Annotated in this window: 17 protein-coding genes and 2 tRNA genes; 15 read left to right on the top strand and 4 right to left on the bottom strand. The window is 58.4% G+C overall.

The annotated features are described in order from the left end of the window. The first annotated feature begins 21 nt into the window (after positions 1 to 21). The 7 genes from BMY49_RS04615 to nadA all read left to right on the top strand — a co-directional run bounded on the left by BMY49_RS04615 (position 22) and on the right by nadA (position 6,335). Positions 22 to 1,842: a DEAD/DEAH box helicase gene (locus tag BMY49_RS04615; protein ID WP_089675009.1), complete on the top strand. Its 1,821-nt coding sequence runs from the start codon at positions 22 to 24 to the stop codon at positions 1,840 to 1,842. A gap of 48 nt (positions 1,843 to 1,890) precedes the next feature. Then, positions 1,891 to 2,850 (top strand): segregation and condensation protein A, encoded by a 960-nt coding sequence (locus BMY49_RS04610; protein WP_062374830.1) that lies wholly within the window; start codon positions 1,891 to 1,893, stop codon positions 2,848 to 2,850. Continuing rightward, complete coding sequence (gene scpB / locus BMY49_RS04605) at positions 2,847 to 3,641, top strand: SMC-Scp complex subunit ScpB (protein WP_089675006.1); 795 nt, start codon at positions 2,847 to 2,849, stop codon at positions 3,639 to 3,641. Before BMY49_RS04610 ends, scpB begins: the two co-directional genes overlap by 4 nt. Beyond that, positions 3,634 to 4,509: a 23S rRNA pseudouridine(2605) synthase RluB gene (gene rluB / locus BMY49_RS04600; protein ID WP_062374835.1), complete on the top strand. Its 876-nt coding sequence runs from the start codon at positions 3,634 to 3,636 to the stop codon at positions 4,507 to 4,509. The genes scpB and rluB overlap by 8 nt, the downstream gene beginning before the upstream one ends. Positions 4,510 to 4,646: 137 nt before the next feature. Beyond that, positions 4,647 to 4,722: transfer RNA gene (locus BMY49_RS04595), tRNA-Lys, on the top strand. A 117-nt stretch (positions 4,723 to 4,839) separates the two neighbouring features. Continuing rightward, positions 4,840 to 4,915, top strand: a tRNA-Lys gene (locus BMY49_RS04590). A gap of 391 nt (positions 4,916 to 5,306) precedes the next feature. After that, entirely contained in the window at positions 5,307 to 6,335 is a 1,029-nt protein-coding gene (gene nadA, locus BMY49_RS04585; protein ID WP_089675004.1) for a quinolinate synthase NadA, read from the top strand. A gap of 78 nt (positions 6,336 to 6,413) precedes the next feature. Here the strand turns inward: nadA and BMY49_RS04580 are convergent, their stop codons facing one another. Beyond that, positions 6,414 to 7,874, bottom strand: coding sequence for a M48 family metalloprotease (locus tag BMY49_RS04580; RefSeq protein WP_089675002.1), 1,461 nt, complete (start codon positions 7,872 to 7,874; stop codon positions 6,414 to 6,416). Positions 7,875 to 8,056: 182 nt separating this feature from the next. Here BMY49_RS04580 and BMY49_RS04575 point away from each other — a divergent pair, with 182 nt between their 5' ends. Together BMY49_RS04575 and BMY49_RS04570 are read left to right on the top strand one after the other, a co-directional pair. Then, positions 8,057 to 8,335, top strand: coding sequence for a sulfurtransferase TusA family protein (locus tag BMY49_RS04575; RefSeq protein WP_044628739.1), 279 nt, complete (start codon positions 8,057 to 8,059; stop codon positions 8,333 to 8,335). Next, positions 8,332 to 9,429, top strand: a complete 1,098-nt coding sequence (locus BMY49_RS04570) for an AI-2E family transporter (RefSeq protein WP_044628738.1) — start codon at positions 8,332 to 8,334, stop codon at positions 9,427 to 9,429. The genes BMY49_RS04575 and BMY49_RS04570 overlap by 4 nt, the downstream gene beginning before the upstream one ends. Before the next feature lie 48 nt (positions 9,430 to 9,477). Here BMY49_RS04570 and BMY49_RS04565 read toward each other — a convergent pair whose 3' ends face one another. Next, a complete protein-coding gene (locus BMY49_RS04565) occupies positions 9,478 to 9,951 on the bottom strand; it encodes a peroxiredoxin (protein ID WP_062362204.1) in 474 nt (157 codons plus the stop codon). Between the two features lie 247 nt (positions 9,952 to 10,198). Between BMY49_RS04565 and dapA the strand changes: the two genes are divergently transcribed. The 3 genes from dapA to purC all read left to right on the top strand — a co-directional run bounded on the left by dapA (position 10,199) and on the right by purC (position 12,882). Further along, on the top strand, positions 10,199 to 11,083 hold the full coding sequence (gene dapA / locus BMY49_RS04560; RefSeq protein WP_044628736.1) for a 4-hydroxy-tetrahydrodipicolinate synthase: 885 nt from the start codon (positions 10,199 to 10,201) through the stop codon (positions 11,081 to 11,083). 81 nt (positions 11,084 to 11,164) lie between these two features. Continuing rightward, entirely contained in the window at positions 11,165 to 12,133 is a 969-nt protein-coding gene (locus BMY49_RS04555; protein WP_074211523.1) for an outer membrane protein assembly factor BamC, read from the top strand. A 32-nt stretch (positions 12,134 to 12,165) separates the two neighbouring features. Then, the gene (gene purC, locus BMY49_RS04550) at positions 12,166 to 12,882 is read left to right on the top strand and encodes a phosphoribosylaminoimidazolesuccinocarboxamide synthase (RefSeq protein ID WP_044628734.1); all 717 of its coding nucleotides are present in this window, start codon (positions 12,166 to 12,168) and stop codon (positions 12,880 to 12,882) included. On the opposite strand, the gene tsaA is transcribed toward purC, so the two are convergent. Continuing rightward, positions 12,879 to 13,631 (bottom strand): tRNA (N6-threonylcarbamoyladenosine(37)-N6)-methyltransferase TrmO, encoded by a 753-nt coding sequence (gene tsaA, locus BMY49_RS04545; RefSeq protein ID WP_062374845.1) that lies wholly within the window; start codon positions 13,629 to 13,631, stop codon positions 12,879 to 12,881. The two genes, purC and tsaA, sit on opposite strands and share 4 nt — an antisense overlap. A 146-nt stretch (positions 13,632 to 13,777) precedes the next feature. Between tsaA and BMY49_RS04540 the strand changes: the two genes are divergently transcribed. Further along, on the top strand, positions 13,778 to 14,308 hold the full coding sequence (locus BMY49_RS04540) for a GNAT family N-acetyltransferase (RefSeq protein ID WP_089675000.1): 531 nt from the start codon (positions 13,778 to 13,780) through the stop codon (positions 14,306 to 14,308). A 4-nt stretch (positions 14,309 to 14,312) separates the two neighbouring features. Here the strand turns inward: BMY49_RS04540 and nadC are convergent, their stop codons facing one another. After that, on the bottom strand, positions 14,313 to 15,167 hold the full coding sequence (nadC, locus tag BMY49_RS04535) for a carboxylating nicotinate-nucleotide diphosphorylase (RefSeq protein WP_062374847.1): 855 nt from the start codon (positions 15,165 to 15,167) through the stop codon (positions 14,313 to 14,315). An 82-nt stretch (positions 15,168 to 15,249) separates the two neighbouring features. Between nadC and ampD the strand changes: the two genes are divergently transcribed. Next, positions 15,250 to 15,831, top strand: coding sequence for a 1,6-anhydro-N-acetylmuramyl-L-alanine amidase AmpD (gene ampD / locus BMY49_RS04530; RefSeq protein ID WP_062374848.1), 582 nt, complete (start codon positions 15,250 to 15,252; stop codon positions 15,829 to 15,831). Between the two features lie 400 nt (positions 15,832 to 16,231). Beyond that, a complete protein-coding gene (gene aceE / locus BMY49_RS04525; protein WP_089674998.1) occupies positions 16,232 to 18,904 on the top strand; it encodes a pyruvate dehydrogenase (acetyl-transferring), homodimeric type in 2,673 nt (890 codons plus the stop codon). The last annotated feature ends 21 nt before the right edge of the window (positions 18,905 to 18,925 follow it).

The following is an 18,925-nucleotide window of genomic DNA, read 5'->3' as shown; positions in this document are numbered from 1 at the left end:
GACCAACCCGAAAGGTGATGGATGACACATCCTGAAAAGGCGGCCTCCGGGCCGCCTTTCTTGGCTAACGGGGCAGCGCCTTCGCTGCGCCCCTACCAAACCGAGGCGGTCAAGCGGGTAGTCAGCCACTTTCGCGCCACCAGCGCCCCCGCCGTAGTGGTGCTGCCGACAGGCAGCGGCAAGTCGCTGGTGATCGCTGAACTGGCGAGACTCGCCCGTGGGCGGGTGCTGGTGTTGGCTCACGTACGCGAGCTGGTGGAGCAGAACCACGCCAAGTACCAAGCCTACGGCTTGGAGGCGGATATCTTCAGCGCCGGGTTAAAGCGCAAAGAGGCTAGCCGCCAAGTGGTGTTTGGCTCGGTGCAGTCGGTGGTGCGTAACCTGGAGCAGTTCAACGACGCCAGCTTTACTCTGCTGGTAATCGACGAGTGCCATCGGGTATCGCTGGAGGAGGACTCCAGCTATCGCCAAGTAATTGAGCACCTGCGGAGCCAGAACCCGCAGCTAAAAATCCTCGGCCTAACCGCCACCCCGTTTCGTTTGGGGCAGGGTTTTATCTACCACCGCCACCACCACGGGATGGTGCGCGGTTCAGAAGAGAGCTTTTTTGCCGACTGCGTGTTCGAGCAGCCGCTGCGCCTAATGGTCAAGCAAGGCTTTTTGGCCGCACCCAAACGGCTGGATATGGCCATTGAAGGGTACGACTTCTCGGCGCTTGCTCCCTCCTCTAGTGGGCTGTTTCGGGAAGAAGAGCTTAATCGGGTGGTGGCCGGAAGTCGCGCCACGCCGGGCATCATTGCCCAAGTGGTCGAGCAGGCGGCCGACTGCCAGGGGGTGATGATTTTTGCCGCGACGGTCGCCCACGCCGAAGAGATCATGGGGTATCTGCCTGCCGACCAATCCGCGCTGATCACCGGTGCGACGGTCTCCGCCGAGCGCACCGCGCTGATCGATGCGTTCAAGGCGCGCAAGCTCAAGTATCTGGTCAACGTGGCGGTATTAACCACCGGGTTCGATGCCCCCCATGTGGATCTGATCGCGATTCTGCGGCCCACCGAGTCGGTCAGCCTGTATCAGCAGATCGTTGGTCGCGGGCTGCGCCTCTCGCCGGGTAAAGAGGAGTGCTTGATTCTCGACTATGCGGGCAACCCGTGGGATCTCTACGCCCCGGAAGTAGGCGAACCCAAGCCGGATAGCGATAGCGAACCGGTGCAGGTGCCCTGCCCGGACTGCGGTCACGCGAACCTGTTCTGGGGCAAGCGCGACGGTGAGCTGGTGATCGAGCATTTTGGCCGCCGCTGCCAGGGGCTGGTGGAGGACGACACCGGACGCCGTAGCCAGTGCACCTTTCGCTTTCGCTTCAAGGTCTGCGATGCGTGCGGGGCAGAGAACGATATCGCTGCCCGGCGCTGCCATGGCTGCGAGAAGCTGCTGGTGGATGCCGATGACAAGCTCAAGGAGGCGCTGCGGCTCAAGGACGCCAAAGTACTGCGGGTGAGCGGCATGCAGCTGGAGGCGACCACCAACGGGCGCGGCCTGCCGCGTCTCAAAGTGACCTATCATGACGAAGACGGTGCCAGCCTGAGCGAATGGTTTGCCCTGGAGACCGCCGCCCAGAGCCGCGCCTTTTATGCGGTCTTCTTGCGCGCCCACCTGCGCGCGCCGGGCGTGCCGTGGCAGCCAGCAACGCCAGACGACGTGGTGGCTGCCCAGTCTCGCCTGCGCCATCCCGACTTTGTGGTGGGTAGAAAGGTAGGCCGCCACTTTCAAATCCGCGACAAGCTGTTCGACTATCAGGGCCGCTATCGTAAAGCCGCCGAGGCGGCCGAGATGCCGCATTGATGGAGCGCTGTTACACTGCCGTTTTCAACTGACAAGGACTCGACCCGCGTGAGCGAGACGCCCAGCGCCGTGCCGGATCAAGACGCGATGCCCTCTGCGGTGGAGCCCACCGTGGAGGCCCTTGGGCGCCTGTTCGATGAGCCCATTACGCAGCTGCCGGAAGATCTCTATATTCCCCCCGAGGCGCTCCGGGTCTTCCTGGAAGCGTTCGAGGGGCCGCTGGATCTGCTGCTGTATTTAATTCGGCGGCAGAACCTGGATATTCTGACCATCAACGTGGCCACCATCACCCACCAGTACATTGAATACGTGGAGCTGATGAAAGCCATGGAGATTGAGCTGGCGGGTGAGTACCTGCTAATGGCTGCCATGCTGGCGGAGATTAAATCCCGGACGCTGCTGCCACGCCCTCCCAAAGCGGAAGGCGAGGAGGAAGAGGATCCCCGCGCCGAGCTGATTCGCCGCCTGCAGGAGTATGAGCGCCTAAAAGAGGCCGCTGAGGCGCTGGATACGCTGCCCCGCGTCGGCCGGGACTGGTTCAGCGTGCAGGCGGGCTTACCGCCGCTGGAAACGCGGGTGATCCATCCCGATGTAGAGCTTGATGAGCTGCTGGGAGCACTGTCCGATATTCTCAAGCGCGCCGAGCTGGCCCAGGCCCACCAGATCAGCCGTGAAGTGCTCTCCACCCGCGAGCGCATGCTGAAAATCATGGAGCAGCTCAGTCAGGATGGCGAGAGCGGCCGTTATACGCCGTTTGAAGCGCTGTTTACCCTGGAAGAGGGACGTGCCGGTGTAGTCGTGACCTTTATGGCCATTCTAGAGCTTGCCAAAGAAGCCATGATTGAGATTGTTCAAAATGCACCGCTGTCGCCCATTCATGTGCGTGCCCGCCAAGCGGCGCTGGTCGATGGGGAAGAGGACGCATTCGAGCGTTTGGAAGAGGAGCAGGGCGATGCCGCCTCAGCATTCGAAGAGTCTGTGTTTGAACCTGACGAGGAGTCGCGGTGAGAGACACCACGTTAGATGACATTATTGAAGCGGCGCTGCTAGCAGCGGGTGAACCGCTGCCGGTTGAGCGCCTGGAAACACTATTTTTGGCCGACGAGTGCCCTTCCCGCAAAGCGTTGAGGGAAGCGCTGTCACGGCTAGCGCTGCGCCACGATAACGGCGCGCTGGAACTGGTCGAGACCGCCTCTGGCTTTCAGCTACGCATTCGCCCACGCTTGGCCCACTGGGTCTCGCGGCTGTGGGACGAGCGCCCCCAGCGCTACTCTCGAGCACTCTTGGAAACGCTGGCGCTAATTGCCTACCGCCAACCGGTGACTCGGGGTGATATCGAAGATGTGCGCGGTGTGAGCGTCAGCAGTTCGATTATTCGCACGCTGATGGAGCGCGGCTGGATACGCGTGGTGGGCCACCGGGACGTGCCGGGCCGTCCGGCGGTCTATGCCACCACGCGCAGCTTTTTGGATGACTTCGGGCTGAAAACCCTGGATGCGCTGCCGCCCATGTATACCCTGGTCAACGGTGACGATCGCGAAGCGCTTTCTCTGGAGGAGGCATCATCCGAACAAAACCCGCCGCTAGCACTGGACGAAACGGTGCAAAGCGTGCAGGATGCGCCACCCCAGCAAGATGAGAATACGTTGGCAGAGAGTGCCGACCACCACGCCGAGACGGCGTTAACCCAGCCGCTCAGCTTTGCCGATTTAGAGGCGCGGCTAGCGGCACGTGCGCAGCGTCAACATGAGGACGCTGACACGCAGACCAACGATGTGAGGTCAGACGACCATGAGTGAAAGTAACAACACCACGCCGCCTACCAGCGAAAAACTGCAGAAAGTGCTGGCCCGCGCGGGCCTTGGCTCCCGCCGTGAAATGGAAACTGCCATTGCCGATGGTCGGGTGAAGGTGAATAGCCAAGTGGCCAAACTGGGCGACCGAGTGGAAGCGCGGGATAAGGTCAGCTTTGATGACCGCCCGGTGACGCTGCGTCCGGAAGAGGAAGTGCCGCGCCGGGTCATTATGTACAACAAGCCGGAAGGCGAGCTGTGCACCCGTAAAGACCCGGAAGGCCGTCGCACGGTCTTTGAGCGCCTACCGCGCCTGAAAGGCGAGCGCTGGATTGCCATTGGCCGCTTGGACATCAATACCAGCGGCTTGCTGCTGTTCACCACCGACGGTGAACTTGCCAACCGCTTGATGCACCCCTCCACCCAGGTGGAGCGTGAGTACGCGGTGCGGGTCATGGGCGACGTCAAGCGCGAGCATATCGTCGCCATGGTCGACGGTGTGATGCTGGAAGATGGCCCAGCGCGCTTTACCGACGTGCAGGAGTTTGGTGGCGAAGGCATTAACACCTGGTTCCACGTGGTGATTCTGGAAGGCCGCAACCGTGAAGTGCGCCGCCTGTGGGAGTCCCAGGGGCTTACCGTTAGCCGCCTGAAGCGTGTGCGCTACGGCAATATCTTCCTCGACAAGCGGGCGAAAGCCGGTGAGTGGGTCGAACTCTCTCAGGATGAGGTGGATGACTTAGCGACGCTGGCCAACCTGGAAACCCGCAAAGTGCCTGAGCTGACGCCAGACGAGAAGAACCGCTGGAGCCGCGACAAGCATAAGCGTCGTCCGGTGCAGGCGATGCGCAAGCCGAAACCCAAGCGCGGTTAGGCTAGGCGCGGTTCAAGCAGTGCGCTCTGCACGGGGTAAGGCTTTTTGGCACCGTGCAGAGCAGTAGATATAGACGAAAGATAAAAAAGGGCTTGCTATTCACAAGCCGTATCCGTACTATATGCATCCGTTCGGACGGGTCGTTAGCTCAGTTGGTAGAGCAGTTGACTTTTAATCAATTGGTCGTAGGTTCGAATCCTACACGACCCACCATCCGAAATAAGCAAACGCATCAGGTAATAGTTTCACCAATGCTTTGTTTTCAATATGTGTTTCGATGTGAGTTAGTGTAGTATTTGCTAGTCGTTTTTGATTAGCGCAGCAAAATTTGGGTCGTTAGCTCAGTTGGTAGAGCAGTTGACTTTTAATCAATTGGTCGTAGGTTCGAATCCTACACGACCCACCAAATTCCGACGCCCTTGGTAGCTTGCTGCCAGGGGCGTTTTGCTATGCACGTTTTGCCGCGCTGCAACGTGACTTTCTGCTTGCAGCGGGCAACGATTGTCCACCACAATATGATGACAATAACGTGATTGCCACGGTGGTCCAGTGGTGAGACGCGTGGTGAGAAGCATAGTTAGAAGAATAGTGAAAAACGTATTGGTTAACGCATAATCGATAGATCGTTTGGCTGCCGAAGATGTCACGGCAGCCCTGGCTCTAAGCAAGCCAGGCTGGTGACGTGCCACCGCGAGAGACGCAGCGGCCGTTGCCCCCGAGTGCGGCGCATGCGGAGCGCATACGCCGTGACTGGTGTTTAACAGGGGGATTCCCTGTTCGTCACAGTGGTAGACACAATGACTATGATGACCTCTCAAGCTGAGCTAGACGCTCCGCTACCAAGCCCATACTGTCCTACCCGTATCCCTGCGGAAGACGAAGCGCGAGTGGCTGAGATCAAGCAGTTACTCAAGGCGAACAACGCCGTTTTGGTAGCGCATTACTATACCGACGATGCCATTCAGCAGCTTGCTGAAGAGACTGGCGGCTGTGTGGCGGACTCCCTGGAAATGGCCCGCTTCGGTGCCCGTCACGATGCCACCACGCTGGTGGTTGCAGGCGTGCGCTTTATGGGCGAAACGGCCAAGATCCTTTCCCCAGAAAAGCGTGTGTTGATGCCTACGCTCGAAGCGACCTGCTCGCTCGATATTGGCTGCCCGATTGACGAGTTCAGCGCGTTCTGCGATGCCCATCCGGACCGTACGGTGGTGGTGTACGCCAATACCTCGGCGGCGGTAAAAGCGCGTGCCGATTGGGTCGTGACCTCTTCGATTGCCGTGGAGGTCATTGAGCACCTGCAGGAGAAGGGTGAAAAGATTTTGTGGGCACCGGATAAGCATCTGGGTGGCTATATTCAGAAAAAAACCGGTGCCGACATGCTGATGTGGGACGGTGCCTGCATCGTGCACGAGGAGTTCAAGGCGAAAGGCATTCAAGACTTGAAGCGTCTGTATCCGGATGCCGCCGTGCTTGTCCACCCGGAGTCGCCGGAGGCTGTTGTGCAGCTGGCCGATGTGGCTGGCTCTACCTCCCAGCTCATCAAAGCAGCGCAAACGCTGCCCAATGAAAAGCTGATTGTGGCCACTGACCGGGGCATTTTCTTCAAGATGCAGCAGGCCGTGCCTGAGAAAACGCTCTTTGAAGCGCCCACCGCCGGAAACGGTGCGACGTGCCGCAGCTGTGCCCATTGCCCCTGGATGGCGATGAACGCGCTGGATAATTTGGCAGGCGCGCTGCGTGAAGGCAGCGGCGAGATCTTTGTTGATGATGCCTTGCGTCAGCAGGCGTTAAAGCCCCTGGAGCGTATGCTGAACTTTAACGCTTAAGCCAAACGCTAAGGCTGAACGCCAGGCCCTAGATAACGCCCGGATGCCGCTGCATTCGGGCGTTGTGTTTCTAAACGGCTAAAATTTTTCCAGCGCCTCGCGGTACTCCATAAACGCTTCCCGACGCTGCTCGATGCGCGCCAATGCCTGCTGGTCGTTCTCCTGTTGGGCGGCATCCTTGGCGATACTCAGTTGACGAATGCCTCGGTCAACGCGCCCGGTGAGCTGCAGGTGCTCGGCACGGGCCAGGTGACCCCAGCCGTTAAACCCGCTGCGCCCGGCGGCCTCTGCCAGCAGGTTGAAGCCCTGGGGGCTTTCCGGGTGCTGCGTGGTGATATCTCGAAGCAGTTCGTAAGCCGCTTCTGGATCGCGCTGTAGCTGCGCCTCCGCTAGGGTCAACTGAGCAGGCAGATAGTTAGGCATCAGCCGCAGCAGCCGCTGGCTGCGGGAAATGGCCTCATCGTAGCGTTGGGCTTCCAGGGCTACGTTCGCCGCGGAGGCGGGCAGCATGCCGTAATCAGGAAGCTCGTTGGCAAGCTGATCGAGGGTTTGCAGCGCGCGGTCGGTTTGACCATTGTGCGCATCAATAAGTGCGTTGATATAACGCAGCGCAGGCTCCTCGGCATCCTCCTGAGCCAGCCGCGAAGCCGCTTGCTGGGGTGAATTGCGGTAAATGCTCAGCAAAGCGCGAGCGCGCATCATGTCATAGAGCGTATCGCTGGTGTAGCGGCTGGCCACGCTAAGCTGAGAAACCCGCGCTTGGGCGTCGCTCAGGCGGCTATCTGACACAGGGTGGGTCAATAGAAATTCAGGCGGCGTGCCGCCTTGAAGCCGCGACAGGCGCTGCATGGTATCGAACATACGCACCATGGCCTCTGGGTCGTAGCCTGCCTCTGCCATGGCCTGTAGGCCAATACGGTCAGCCTCCTGTTCAAAACGTCTGGAGTAGGTGAGCTGGTCCTGAATAAGCGCCGCCTGAGAGCCTATGGCGGTGGCAATGCCTGCATCGCCGCCGCCGCTGGCAGCAATCAGCATACCCGCTAGCATAGCCGCCATGGCGGGCAGCTGGGTCTGTTCTGCACGGGCGCTGCGACGGGCGTAGTGGCGTTGGGAAAGGTGGCCAAGCTCGTGGGCAATCACCGATACAAAAGCGCCTTCATCTTCAGCAAAGGCAAACAGCCCTGAATTAATGCCCACCACGCCGCCGGGCACCGCAAAGGCGTTGAGCGAACGGTTATCCACCATCACCGTGGTGGTTTGCAGGCTACCCAGCTGGCTGTAGGGTGCCAAACGTGCCACTAAACTCTCTAAATAATCGCTGACTATGGGGTCCTGCCACTGGGGGGCCTGAGCGCGGAACTGGCGCAGCCATGCGCGGCCAAGGCGAAACTCCTCATTGCTTACCGATGCCGATGCGCCCCCTAAACTGGGCAGTTGGTAGTCGTCATAGCTGTGGCTGGGCAAGCTAACGCACAAAGCGCTGAGCGAGAGCGCGAGCGTGCAGGCCCAGCGAGAGTAGGCGGGTCTAAAATGCAGCATGACATCCCCATTCGTTCGAATAATAGGCACGGCTAACAACGGTGTGACATTGATTCAGGCAGGGAAGTGCCGTTAAATCAATATCGCAGTGGGCATCGCAAAAAAACAGTTTATGCAACAATGCGATGGTTATGTAGCCATTGAACGATTTAGCATCATGGAAGCTGCCTTTGGGGGAGAGTATGTCTGAGCAAACAGCGTCAGGGTTAGCCGAAGGGCTTAAGCCCGATCAAGTGTTGGACGCCACCGGATTGCACTGCCCGCTACCGCTGCTAAAGGCGAAGCAGGCACTGGCAGGCCTTGCGCCAGGCCAACTGCTGGAAGTAAGTGCGACCGATGCGGGCTCGTGGCGGGATATGGCGGCATTTACTGAGCTAAGCGACCATGTGATGGAAGCGCGGGTGCAGCGCGGCGACGTGTATGTATTTTGGATTCGTAAAGCAGGGAACACCCACTCATGACCATGCGCAGTATTCTGAAAAGTTGGGTAGAGCGCTACTTTTCAGACGAAGAGGCGTTAATTCTTCTGGTGGTGCTGGTGGCAGGGTTTGCCGCCATTATTTGGTTTGGCCGCATGTTGGCACCGTTCTTTACCGCGTTGGTGCTGGCGTTTTTACTGCAAGGCGTGGTTAGCGCGCTCACGCGACGTCGAGTGCCGCATTTGCTGGCTGTCATTATGGTGTTTTTGGCATTTGTCAGCGTGCTGCTCACGCTAGCGTTTATCTTGATGCCGCTGATCTGGAATCAGCTGGTCGGGCTCGTTCAAGAGACGCCGCGCATGTTTGCCAGCGGCCAGGGCTGGCTAGATCAGTTGCAGGAGCGCTTCCCTAATATCGTGACGCCTGATCAGATGCAGAGCTGGATTGGCGTCGCCGGGCGGGAAATTAGCCAGCTAGGTCAGCGCGCCTTGACGCTCTCGTTGACCTCGCTTGGCAATGTCATGTCGTTGATCATCTATTTGGTGTTAGTGCCGATTTTGGTCTTTTTTATGCTGAAAGATCGTGAGGCGCTGGTGGGCTTTACGCTCTCGCTGCTGCCGCAGAAGCGTACGCTGCTGACGCGCATCTGGCATGAAATGGATCGCCAAATCGCCAACTATATCCGCGGTAAGTCCATTGAGATCGTCATCGTCGGCACGGTGGCGTATATCACCTTTGCCTTTTTTGGCTTGCCCTATACGGCGCTACTGGCCGTGCTGGTCGGTTTTTCCGTATTGGTGCCCTACATTGGCGCGGCGGTGGCAACCATCCCCGTGGCGGCGGTAGCGGGCTTCCATTTCGGTATTAGCGAGCAGTTTGTCTACGTTTTAGTGGCCTACGGCGTGCTGCAGGCGCTGGATGGCAACGTACTGGCCCCTGTACTGTTCTCAGAAACCAACAATATCCACCCGGTCTCGATTATCGTGGCGGTGCTGTTCTTTGGCGGTATTTGGGGGTTCTGGGGGGTGTTTTTTGCCATCCCGCTTGCCACGCTGCTGAAAGCGCTGGTGTATGCATGGCCAAGAGGGCTTGAAGGCCGACAAACATCGCAGGTGCCACCGCTGAAGCAGGATTAGCCGTGAGCATGGCTGTGCCCCGATATGGGCACAGCCAGCGGTGCATTATTACTGGCTATTCAGTGCCTGCGCCGCGCTTAGTACCTCATCTACGTGGCCAGGAACTTTAACGCCGCGCCACTCTTGGGCAAGCTTGCCATCCTGGTCGATCAAGAAGGTGCTACGCTCGATGCCCAGGTGCTCTTTGCCGTACATTTTCTTGAGTTTGATCACATCAAACAGCTGACAAACGGTTTCGTCTTTGTCGGAAATCAGCGCAAAGTTGAAATCCTGCTTGGCTTTGAAGTTTTCCTGGGCGCGCAGACCGTCCCGGGAGACACCGATGACCACGGTGTTGGCAGCATCGAAGGCAGTTTTGCGATCACGGAAGTCGCCGCCCTCGGTGGTGCAGCCTGGCGTGCTGGCTTTCGGATAGAAGTAGATGACTACCTGCTTGCCACGCAGTTCCGACAGCGTGATGGTGTCGCCGCCGGTGGCTGGGGCGGAAAAATCAGGGACGGGCTGGCCGAGTTCAATCGCCATAAAGGCTCCTTATGGGGGTGACTTTCATAGAAAATTACACGCAAGCGCTGCGCTGCTGTCAAAGCGTTAAGTAAACTCGCAGCGCTTTACGCTGTACAGGCTCGAATCGCCTGAGTACCATTTGCTGTTTGTGGGCAGGGGTGATCGCGCTCCTTCAAAGTATCAACGCCGCGTCTTAACTCAATGTACGTCATTGCACCCTACGTGGCAGCTTGATTTCAACTTTTTGCAGGTGAGGAAAATACGGATGATCACAGGCAGCATTGTCGCCCTGGCGACGCCGATGAAAGTCAATGGCGACATCGACTGGGAGGCGCTTCGTCGTCTGGTGAACTTCCACCTCGATAATGGCACTGATGCCATCGTCGCTGCGGGCACCACGGGTGAACCCACGACCATGTCCTTTGCTGAGCACTTTGATGTGATCCGCAGCGTGGTTGAAGAAGTCAATGGTCGCATTCCTGTCATTGCCGGTACCGGGGCGAACGCTACCTCGGAAGCCGTTGAGCTGGCGCGCTACGCCAGTGAAGTGGGCGCGGACTACTGCCTATCCGTCTGCCCCTACTACAATAAGCCTACCCAGGAAGGCCTGTACCAGCACTTTAAAGCGGTCGCTGAAGGTAGCAAACTTCCGGTCATTATGTACAACGTTCCTGGCCGCACTTGCTCCGATCTCTACAACGAGACGGTGGTGCGCTTAGCGGAAGTGAACAACATTATCGGCCTGAAAGATGCCACCGGGAACCTTGAGCGCGCTGAGGATCTAATCTCACGCCTGAAAGGCAGCGATTTCATGCTCTACTCGGGTGATGACGCAACGGCCTGCGATTTCATGCTAATGGGTGGGCATGGTGATATCTCCGTGACCGCGAACGTTGCCCCCAAAGCCATGCATGACCTGTGCGCGGCTGCTGTGGCGGGCGATGCCGATAAGGCTCACCAAATTAATACGCGCTTGATGCCGCTGCACACTAACCTAGGCATTGAATCTAATCCCATTCCCGTAAAGTGGGCGCTGCACCGCATGGGTTACATGGAAGCAGGTATACGTCTGCCGCTGACGTGGCTGTCGGAGAAGTACCACGGCACGGTAAGCGAAGCACTGCAGCTGGCGGGCGTCGTAGAGGAGTAACCCGGCGCTCGAAACCCTTTTGCTACCCGGTGATGGCATGGCCTTCCGGGTAACTGATCTGTTGACTGTTAAGGTGGCTTGATGAGCTCTGTGCTTGAACAACGTGCGCTTAAATGGATACCGCTGGCACTCGCAGCTGCTGTCACACTGGCAGGTTGCGCGCGCGATGGTTATTACCACGACCGCAACTTGGACTACACCGAAGCGGCTCCTGCGCCGCCCCTCGTGCTGCCTGAAACCCGTAATACGCAGCGTTACCAAGATGCCATGCCCGTTCCCCAGATAGCGTTGCAGGGCTCACAGCTTGACGAACCGGCAGAGATTGAACCGCCGCAGCCGTTGGCCATTGGTGGTGGATTAGAGCCTGAGTACGTTGAGCGCCGTCAGGTGGGCGATCAAAGTTGGTTAGTAGTGGCCGCCGACCCTGGTACCGTTTGGCCACAACTGGAAGCGTTTGTACGCAGCCGCCAGCTTCCTGTTCAAGAGAGCAGCGCCACCCAAGGCGTGATCGTGACCCCGCAAGCCACACTAAGCCTGCAGAGTGCCCTGCGCGCTGGTAGCAGCGAAGTGCGCTGTGACCAGAGTGGGCAAAGTGCTGAGAGCTGCTTAACGGCACTAGAGCAGTATCTGGGCGCGCGTAGCGCAACGGCTAGCTCCTCTTCCTGGACCGCTCAGCGCTTGGCTAGCGAGCAAACGCTGCAACTGCGTCAACAGGGCGATGAGTGGGAAGTGCTGATTCCGCAACCCATCGACCGCGTTTGGGCGGAGCTGAACCACTACCTCTCTCTTGATTTCACCCAAGAGGGGCAGCGTAATCTGCTCGCGACCTCCGCCGATGACTATGAGTTCTTGGTGGAGTACATGACGGAAACTGAGCGTGGGCGCAACCCGCTGCAGATCGTCTTTGGCCCTGATGTTAAGCAGATTCGACTAGCGCTTGAGCCCAACGGTGACCAGACCGTGCTGCGGGCTATCAACGCCAGCGAGCGTAGTTTTAGCGCTGATGATCAGCGCGAGTTGCTTGAGCGCGTCTCCGGCTACTTACGTTAACCCTTTGACTCTCACTTTCTCACGGAGCCTCCATGGAAAAGCGCCAAGAACTCTATGCCGGCAAGGCAAAATCTGTCTACACCACTGACGATCCTGACCTGCTGGTACTGCAATTTCGTGATGACACCAGCGCTTTCGATGGTAAAAAGAAAGAGGCGCTGGCCCGTAAGGGGATGGTGAACAACATTTTTAACGCTTTCATCATGGAGCGTTTAGAAGAGGGCGGTATCCCGACGCATTTTGAGAAGCAGCTTTCCGACAACGAAAGTCTGGTCAAAAAAATGCAGATGATTCCGGTCGAGTGCGTGGTGCGCAACATTGCCGCAGGTGGTTTGGTGAAGCGACTGGGCGTGGAAGAGGGGATTGCCCTTAACCCGCCGACCTTTGAGCTGTTCTTAAAGAACGACGAGAAGGGCGACCCGATGATCAATGAGTCGCTGGCGGAAACCTTTGGCTGGGCAACCCCCGAGCAGCTCGCCAAAATGAAGACGTTGACGTTTAAGGTGAATCATATCCTCAAGCAGCTGTTTGCCGAAGGCGATATGCTGTTAGTGGATTACAAACTGGAGTTCGGCGTGTTCAAAGGCGAGGTGGTACTGGGTGATGAGTTCTCCCCGGATGGCTGCCGTTTATGGGATGCCAACACCCGCGAGAAGCTGGATAAGGACCGCTTCCGTCAGGGGTTGGGTGGCGTCATTGAAGCCTACGAAGAAGTCGGCCGTCGTCTAGGGATTACCTTTCCCGCCTAACGTGTTTCGTTAGTCAGCGTATCGATCGCCACCACCTTCAGGGTGGTGGCGTCGTTTTCAAGGGGTGTTTCTTTTACCGCTTGGAATTTCACATCTATATCCCGCAGTCGTACCCCATAAATGCGCCCACTCTGCTCCTCACGCTGGTAAGCCGGGCGTGGGTCTTGGCCTAACACCTGCTCAATTAGCGCGTAGAGCGACGCTCCGTCGGCGCGGGCGGCAAGGCTGGCCTGGGCGGCCTGGCTAAAGCTCACGGGCAGCAGTGACGGGGCGCTGGGGGCAAATCCCGCCCGCGCCTCGGGCTTCGCTTCGGCCCAGGGCAGGTAGGGTTTAATATCGACCACTGGCGTGCCGCTGACCAAGTCACAGCCTGCCAAGTGCAAACTCACCCCTTGCTGAGTATCAATGTGCGATAGCTCAATCAGCGAAAGCCCCAACCGGTTAGGGCGATGGGTGCTGCGGCTGGCAAAGACGCCGACTTTACGGTTGCCACCCAGGCGCGGCGGGCGCACTAAGGGCGTCCACCGGGTTGGGCTTTGATGAAAGATGAATGATATCCATAGGTGGCTAAAGTCTTCCAAGCCCCGTACGGTGAGAGGATCATCAAACGGCGCTGTGAGTACTAGACGTGCATTGGCCGCTGGCGCTAACCCAGGCTGGCGGGGGACGCCGAATTTATCCGGATAGTCGCTGATAATATGACCAATGGGCGTCAGCGCAAATGACGCGCTATCTGAACGATCGTGCATAGCACTGCCTTTTGAAGGTTGGTCGGTGCCAACGTGGTCAACGAAGTCGTGGGTATTTAGTAATGTAGCGATGAGTATAAAATAGCCAACTGGCGGCAGACAGTGAGTTGTCCGTTGCCAGCCGCTAAATCGCATTGAGGCGAAGCATGTTGAAAACGAACGAACGCGCACCATCCCCTGCGCCCACCGCCCGCGTTACCTATCGCGCGGCGTTAGCCAAGGATGCCGCTGATCAGGCGGAAGTATTTTACCATGCCGTCATGCAGGGGGCGGCCACCCATTACGGGTTGGATGAGCGCCGCGCCTGGGCCAATGCGCTACCCCGGGAGGCGAGCGCCTGGGCGGCGCGCCAAGCACTCTACACCACGCTGGTCGCCGCCTGCGATGGCCGGTGCGTCGGTTTTTTAGAGCTTAATATCAGCGCTGGACGTATTGAGACCCTCTACGTGTGGCCGTCATTAGCGGGACGCGGCATAGGCACCACGCTACTGATCCATGCCGAGCGTATTCTGCTGGAACATGGCGTGTCTCAGGTGGAGATCGAGGCGAGCCTGGTACTCTACGAGCGCTTGCTACGCCGAGGCTTCGTGAACCACGGCGAGCAGTGGGTAGAGCGCAGCGGCGAGATGCTACAGCGCTACCGGCTCGTCAAGCAGCTAAACGCAGTGGAAACCTAGCCGCTCAGACGTTAAAGGTTTGGGTGATGCGCATCGACAGGTCGATGGACTTCACATCTTTTGTCAGCACGCCGCTAGAAATGCAGTCTACGCCGGTGTCGGCAATCGCTTTTAGCGTGGTGTCATCCACATTGCCGGAGGCTTCCAGAGTGGCGCGTCCGCCATTGATTTCCACCGCCACGTGCAGGTCTTCAATGGCGAAGTTATCCAGCATCACGATGTCGGCACCTGCCGCCAGCGCTTGGTCCAACTCCTCGAAGGTTTCGACTTCCACTTCTACCGGCAGGTCGCTGGCTAGTTTGCGGGCCTGCGCCACGGCGGCCTGAATGCCACCACAGGCCGCGATGTGATTCTCCTTGATCAAGAAGGCATCCCACAGGCCCAGGCGGTGATTATGGCCACCGCCACAGGTGACTGCGTACTTTTGTGCCAAGCGTAGCCCCGGTAGCGTTTTGCGGGTGTCCAGCAGGCGTACGCCGGTGCCTTCGATCAGGTCTACATAGCGGCGAGTGGCGGTGGCCGTGGCAGACAGCGTCTGCAGAATGTTCAGCGCTGCGCGTTCACCGGTCAGCAGGCTACGGGCCGGGCCTTCAATCTCTAAAAAACACTGCTCCGCATCTAAAACATCGCCGTCAGCAGCCTGCCAGCGTAATGTCACGCGGCTATCCAAACGACGAAAAATTTCATCAACCCAGGCAACGCCACACAGCACGGCAGGTTCACGGGTGATCACCTTAGCGGTTGCCCACTGGTTCTCAGGAATCAGCTGAGCCGTGATATCTCCCGTACCAACGTCTTCCGCTAACAGGCGGGCAGCACAGGCGCGAATCTCTTCAGCAAGAGCAGTTTGATAATCCATAGCGGTGGGGTCTCTGGGCGTCGTCTTCGATGACGGGCATTATAGTGAAACAGAACGCTAACGTAGAGGAGCGAGTGCGATCATGAACCAAGAAAACAGGGCAGGGCAGTGGTCCAGGGCACGGCAGGTAGCGTCGCCTAACCAGGATGCACGCCCTCACGGCGAGGTATCGCTGCTGCTCTTGCACGCCATTAGCCTGCCGCCAGGGCAGTTCTCGGGCGATGCCATCGAGGCGCTATTCACCAATCGACTGCCCCCGGACGGACACCCTTTCTTTGCCGAGATCGCCCACCTGCGGGTATCGGCCCATCTGTTGATCCGTCGCGACGGCGAGTGCGTTCAGTTCGTCGATACCGACCAGCGTGCCTGGCATGCCGGTCGCTCCTGCTGGTGGGACCCTGCGCTGGGCGTATGGCGATCCAGGCTCAACGATTTTTCTGTGGGCATCGAACTTGAGGGCGATGATGACACTCCCTTTACCCAAGCGCAGTACACTTCCCTCGTCGACGCGGTGGGGTGGCTGATGGCTCGCTACCCGGCTTTGACGCCACAGCGAATCACCAGCCATGCCAAAGTAGCGCCGCTGCGTAAAACCGATCCAGGGCCCGCCTTCGATTGGGCGTATTTCCGCCAGCGATTGTCACAGGCGGCCTTTAAACGATAAAAGCGTGGGTTAAAAAGTAGCGTTAAGTGGTTCTTGAGGCAGGTAATAAAACGGTAGTTTAACTACATTCAGAAGGTGTTAGTCGCAGCGACAAAGGTCTTATAAAGCGCTTATGTTGCAGTGCAATAGTTTGTTTTCGATGGCTTTTTGCGGCGTGCCGGAATTGGCAGCGTGGCGACTTTGCGGTATCTTCGCATATACAAAAGGCTAATTTTTACCAAATACCTGTAGCTTAACTACATTCATGAAAGCGTAGCTCATTGAATGTAGGGTGAAAATCCCCTGCTCGATGCATCGCGTCGGCTATTCACAGGCCTGTGGTGGCCAAACACTGCAGCCGCCCCAGGCCCGAAGGGTTGGCGGGGCTCATTGTCATTTATCGTCATTCGGAGAGACCTCTATGAGTCTGGAGACAAGAGAAGATCTCGATCCGGTCGAAACCACGGAGTGGCTGGAATCCCTGGAATCGGTACTGGATCGTGAGGGCGAAGATCGTGCCCGCTACCTGATGACCCGCCTGGCGGATCGCCTGCGCCGGGACGGGATGAAGGTGCCCTTCTCGGTGACAACCCCCCACCGTAATACGATCCCGGTTCATCGCGAAGCGCCCATGCCGGGCGACCTGTTCATGGAGCGTCGCATTCGCTCCCTGATTCGCTACAACGCGATTGCCCAGGTGATTCGTAACAACCGGGCCAACCCGGGCCTGGGGGGCCACATTGCAAGCTTCATGTCGTCCGCCACGCTGTACGACGTGGGCTTCAACCACTTCTTCCGCGCCCCCAAAGGCGACTTTGAAGGCGACCTGATTTACATTCAGGGCCACGTGGCACCGGGTATCTATGCGCGCTCCTTCCTGGAAGGCCGCCTGACCGAAGAGCAGATGGACAAGTTCCGTCGTGAAGTCGACGGCGATGGCCTCTCTTCCTACCCGCACCCGTGGCTGATGCCGGACTACTGGCAGTTCCCCACGGTCTCCATGGGTCTTGGCCCGATTCAGGCTATCTACCAAGCCCACGTGATGAAGTACCTGCATCACCGTGAGCTGAAAGACATGCACGACCGCAAGATCTGGTGCTTCATGGGCGACGGCGAGTGTGACGAGCCGGAATCCCTAGGCGCGATCTCCCTGGCGGGCCGTGAGAACCTCGATAACCTGATCTTCGTGATCAACTGTAACCTGCAGCGCCTGGACGGCCCGGTACGCGGCAACTCCCGCGTTATGGACGAGTTCGAAGGCGTCTTCCGCGGTGCCGGTTGGAACGTGATCAAGGTCGTTTGGGGTCGTCTCTGGGATCCGCTGTTCGAGAAGGATAAGAAAGGCATCCTTCAGAAGCGCATGGACGAGGCGGTCGACGGCGAGTACCAGAACTACAAGGCGAACGGCGGTGCTTACACCCGTGAGCACTTCTTTGGTAAGTACCCAGAAACCGAAGCGATGGTCAAAGACCTCTCCGACGAGGATATCTGGAAGCTCAACCGGGGTGGCCACGACCCGTTCAAGGTCTACGCGGCGTACCACGAAGCGGTCAACACCACCAACGGCAAGCCCACGGTTATCCTGGCGCACACCGTCAAAGGGTATGGCATGGGTAGCGGCGATGGCGAAGCCGCCAACGAAGCCCACCAAGTCAAGAGCATGGAGTACGAAGCGCTGAAGAAATTCCGCGACCGCTTCGGCATTCCGCTCACCGACGAGCAGCTCAAAGACGTGCCGTACTACAAGCCGGAAGAGGACTCTCCCGAGCTCAAGTACATGCACCTGCAGCGCGAGCGTCTCAACGGCTACCTGCCGAGCCGCCGCAGCGATTTCGAAGCGCTGGAAATCCCCAGCCTGGAAGACAAGACGTTTGCCTCCCAGATGGGCGGTTCCAAAGGCCGCGAAATCTCAACCACCATGGCCTTCGTGCGTATCCTGAATGGCCTGGTGAAAGACAAGCAGCTGGGCAAGCAGGTCGTGCCGATTGTCCCCGATGAGGCCCGTACCTTCGGTATGGAAGGCATGTTCCGCCAGCTGGGTATCTACACTGCCGAAGGTCAGAAGTACGAGCCGGTCGATAAAGGCCAGATCATGTACTACCGCGAGGACCAGAAAGGTCAGGTACTCGAGGAAGGCATTACAGAGGCAGGCGCGATGTCGGCGTGGATCGCCGCCGCGACTTCCTACAGCAACAACAACATCACCTTGCTGCCGTTCTACATCTACTACTCGATGTTCGGCTTCCAGCGTATTGGTGATTTGGCATGGGCCGCAGGCGACCTGCAGGCGCGTGGCTTTATGGTTGGCGGCACCGCCGGGCGTACCACGCTCAACGGTGAAGGCCTGCAGCACCAGGATGGCCACAGCCTGATTCAGGCCTCCACCATCCCCAACTGCCGCAGCTACGACCCCACCTATGCGCACGAAGTGGCGGTTATCGTGCAAGACGGTCTGAAGCGCATGTTCACGGATCAAGAGAACTGCTTCTACTACCTGACCGTAATGAACGAGAACTACGAGCACCCTGAGCTTGAGAACGTACCGGCCGACGACATTGTCAAGGGCATGTACCTGCTCAAAGAGACGAAGGGTGACAAAGGGCGCGTTCAGCTGATGGGCTCCGGCACCATTCTGCGTGAAGTGGAAGCTGCCGCTGAGCTGCTGGCCAACGACTGGGGCATCGGGGCGGACATCTGGAGCGTGACCAGCTTCAACGAGCTGCGTCGTGAAGCGCTGCTGCTGGAGCGTGAAGCGTTCCTCAACCCGGATGCCGAGGCCAACAAGCCCCACGTTACCAAGTGCCTGGAAGGTCGTGATGGTCCGGTGATTGCGTCTACCGACTACATGAAGCTCTACGCGGATCAAGTACGTGCTTGGGTGCCCAGTGATTACACCGTGTTGGGTACCGACGGCTTTGGTCGTTCTGATACCCGCGAGAAGCTGCGCTACTTCTTCGAAGTAGACCGCTACTTCGTCACCGTTGCTGCGCTGCGTGCGCTGGCCGACCGTGGTGAGCTTGATCGCAAGCAGGTTGGCGAAGCGCTGAAGAAATATGGCATCGATGCCAACAAGCCGAACCCGCTGACCAGCTAAACCGCTGCCCGGCGGACAGAT

The sequence above is a fragment of the Vreelandella aquamarina genome (genome assembly GCF_900110265.1).
Classification (GTDB): domain Bacteria; phylum Pseudomonadota; class Gammaproteobacteria; order Pseudomonadales; family Halomonadaceae; genus Vreelandella; species Vreelandella aquamarina.
This window is presented reverse-complemented; position numbering and strand designations above follow the sequence as displayed.

Bases quoted from the DNA above. Each gene is read 5' to 3' on its own strand.
- dapA (WP_044628736.1), top strand. From the start codon at position 10,199: ATGATCACAGGCAGCATTGTCGCCCTGGCGACGCCGATGAAAGTCAAT.
- BMY49_RS04580 (WP_089675002.1), bottom strand. From the start codon at position 7,874: ATGCTGCATTTTAGACCCGCCTACTCTCGCTGGGCCTGCACGCTCGCG.
- BMY49_RS04565 (WP_062362204.1), bottom strand. From the start codon at position 9,951: ATGGCGATTGAACTCGGCCAGCCCGTCCCTGATTTTTCCGCCCCAGCC.
- BMY49_RS04575 (WP_044628739.1), top strand. From the start codon at position 8,057: ATGTCTGAGCAAACAGCGTCAGGGTTAGCCGAAGGGCTTAAGCCCGAT.
- rluB (WP_062374835.1), top strand. From the start codon at position 3,634: ATGAGTGAAAGTAACAACACCACGCCGCCTACCAGCGAAAAACTGCAG.
- BMY49_RS04570 (WP_044628738.1), top strand. From the start codon at position 8,332: ATGACCATGCGCAGTATTCTGAAAAGTTGGGTAGAGCGCTACTTTTCA.
- purC (WP_044628734.1), top strand. From the start codon at position 12,166: ATGGAAAAGCGCCAAGAACTCTATGCCGGCAAGGCAAAATCTGTCTAC.
- BMY49_RS04540 (WP_089675000.1), top strand. From the start codon at position 13,778: ATGTTGAAAACGAACGAACGCGCACCATCCCCTGCGCCCACCGCCCGC.
- ampD (WP_062374848.1), top strand. From the start codon at position 15,250: ATGAACCAAGAAAACAGGGCAGGGCAGTGGTCCAGGGCACGGCAGGTA.
- BMY49_RS04555 (WP_074211523.1), top strand. From the start codon at position 11,165: ATGAGCTCTGTGCTTGAACAACGTGCGCTTAAATGGATACCGCTGGCA.
- tsaA (WP_062374845.1), bottom strand. From the start codon at position 13,631: ATGCACGATCGTTCAGATAGCGCGTCATTTGCGCTGACGCCCATTGGT.
- nadC (WP_062374847.1), bottom strand. From the start codon at position 15,167: ATGGATTATCAAACTGCTCTTGCTGAAGAGATTCGCGCCTGTGCTGCC.
- nadA (WP_089675004.1), top strand. From the start codon at position 5,307: ATGACTATGATGACCTCTCAAGCTGAGCTAGACGCTCCGCTACCAAGC.
- BMY49_RS04615 (WP_089675009.1), top strand. From the start codon at position 22: ATGACACATCCTGAAAAGGCGGCCTCCGGGCCGCCTTTCTTGGCTAAC.
- aceE (WP_089674998.1), top strand. From the start codon at position 16,232: ATGAGTCTGGAGACAAGAGAAGATCTCGATCCGGTCGAAACCACGGAG.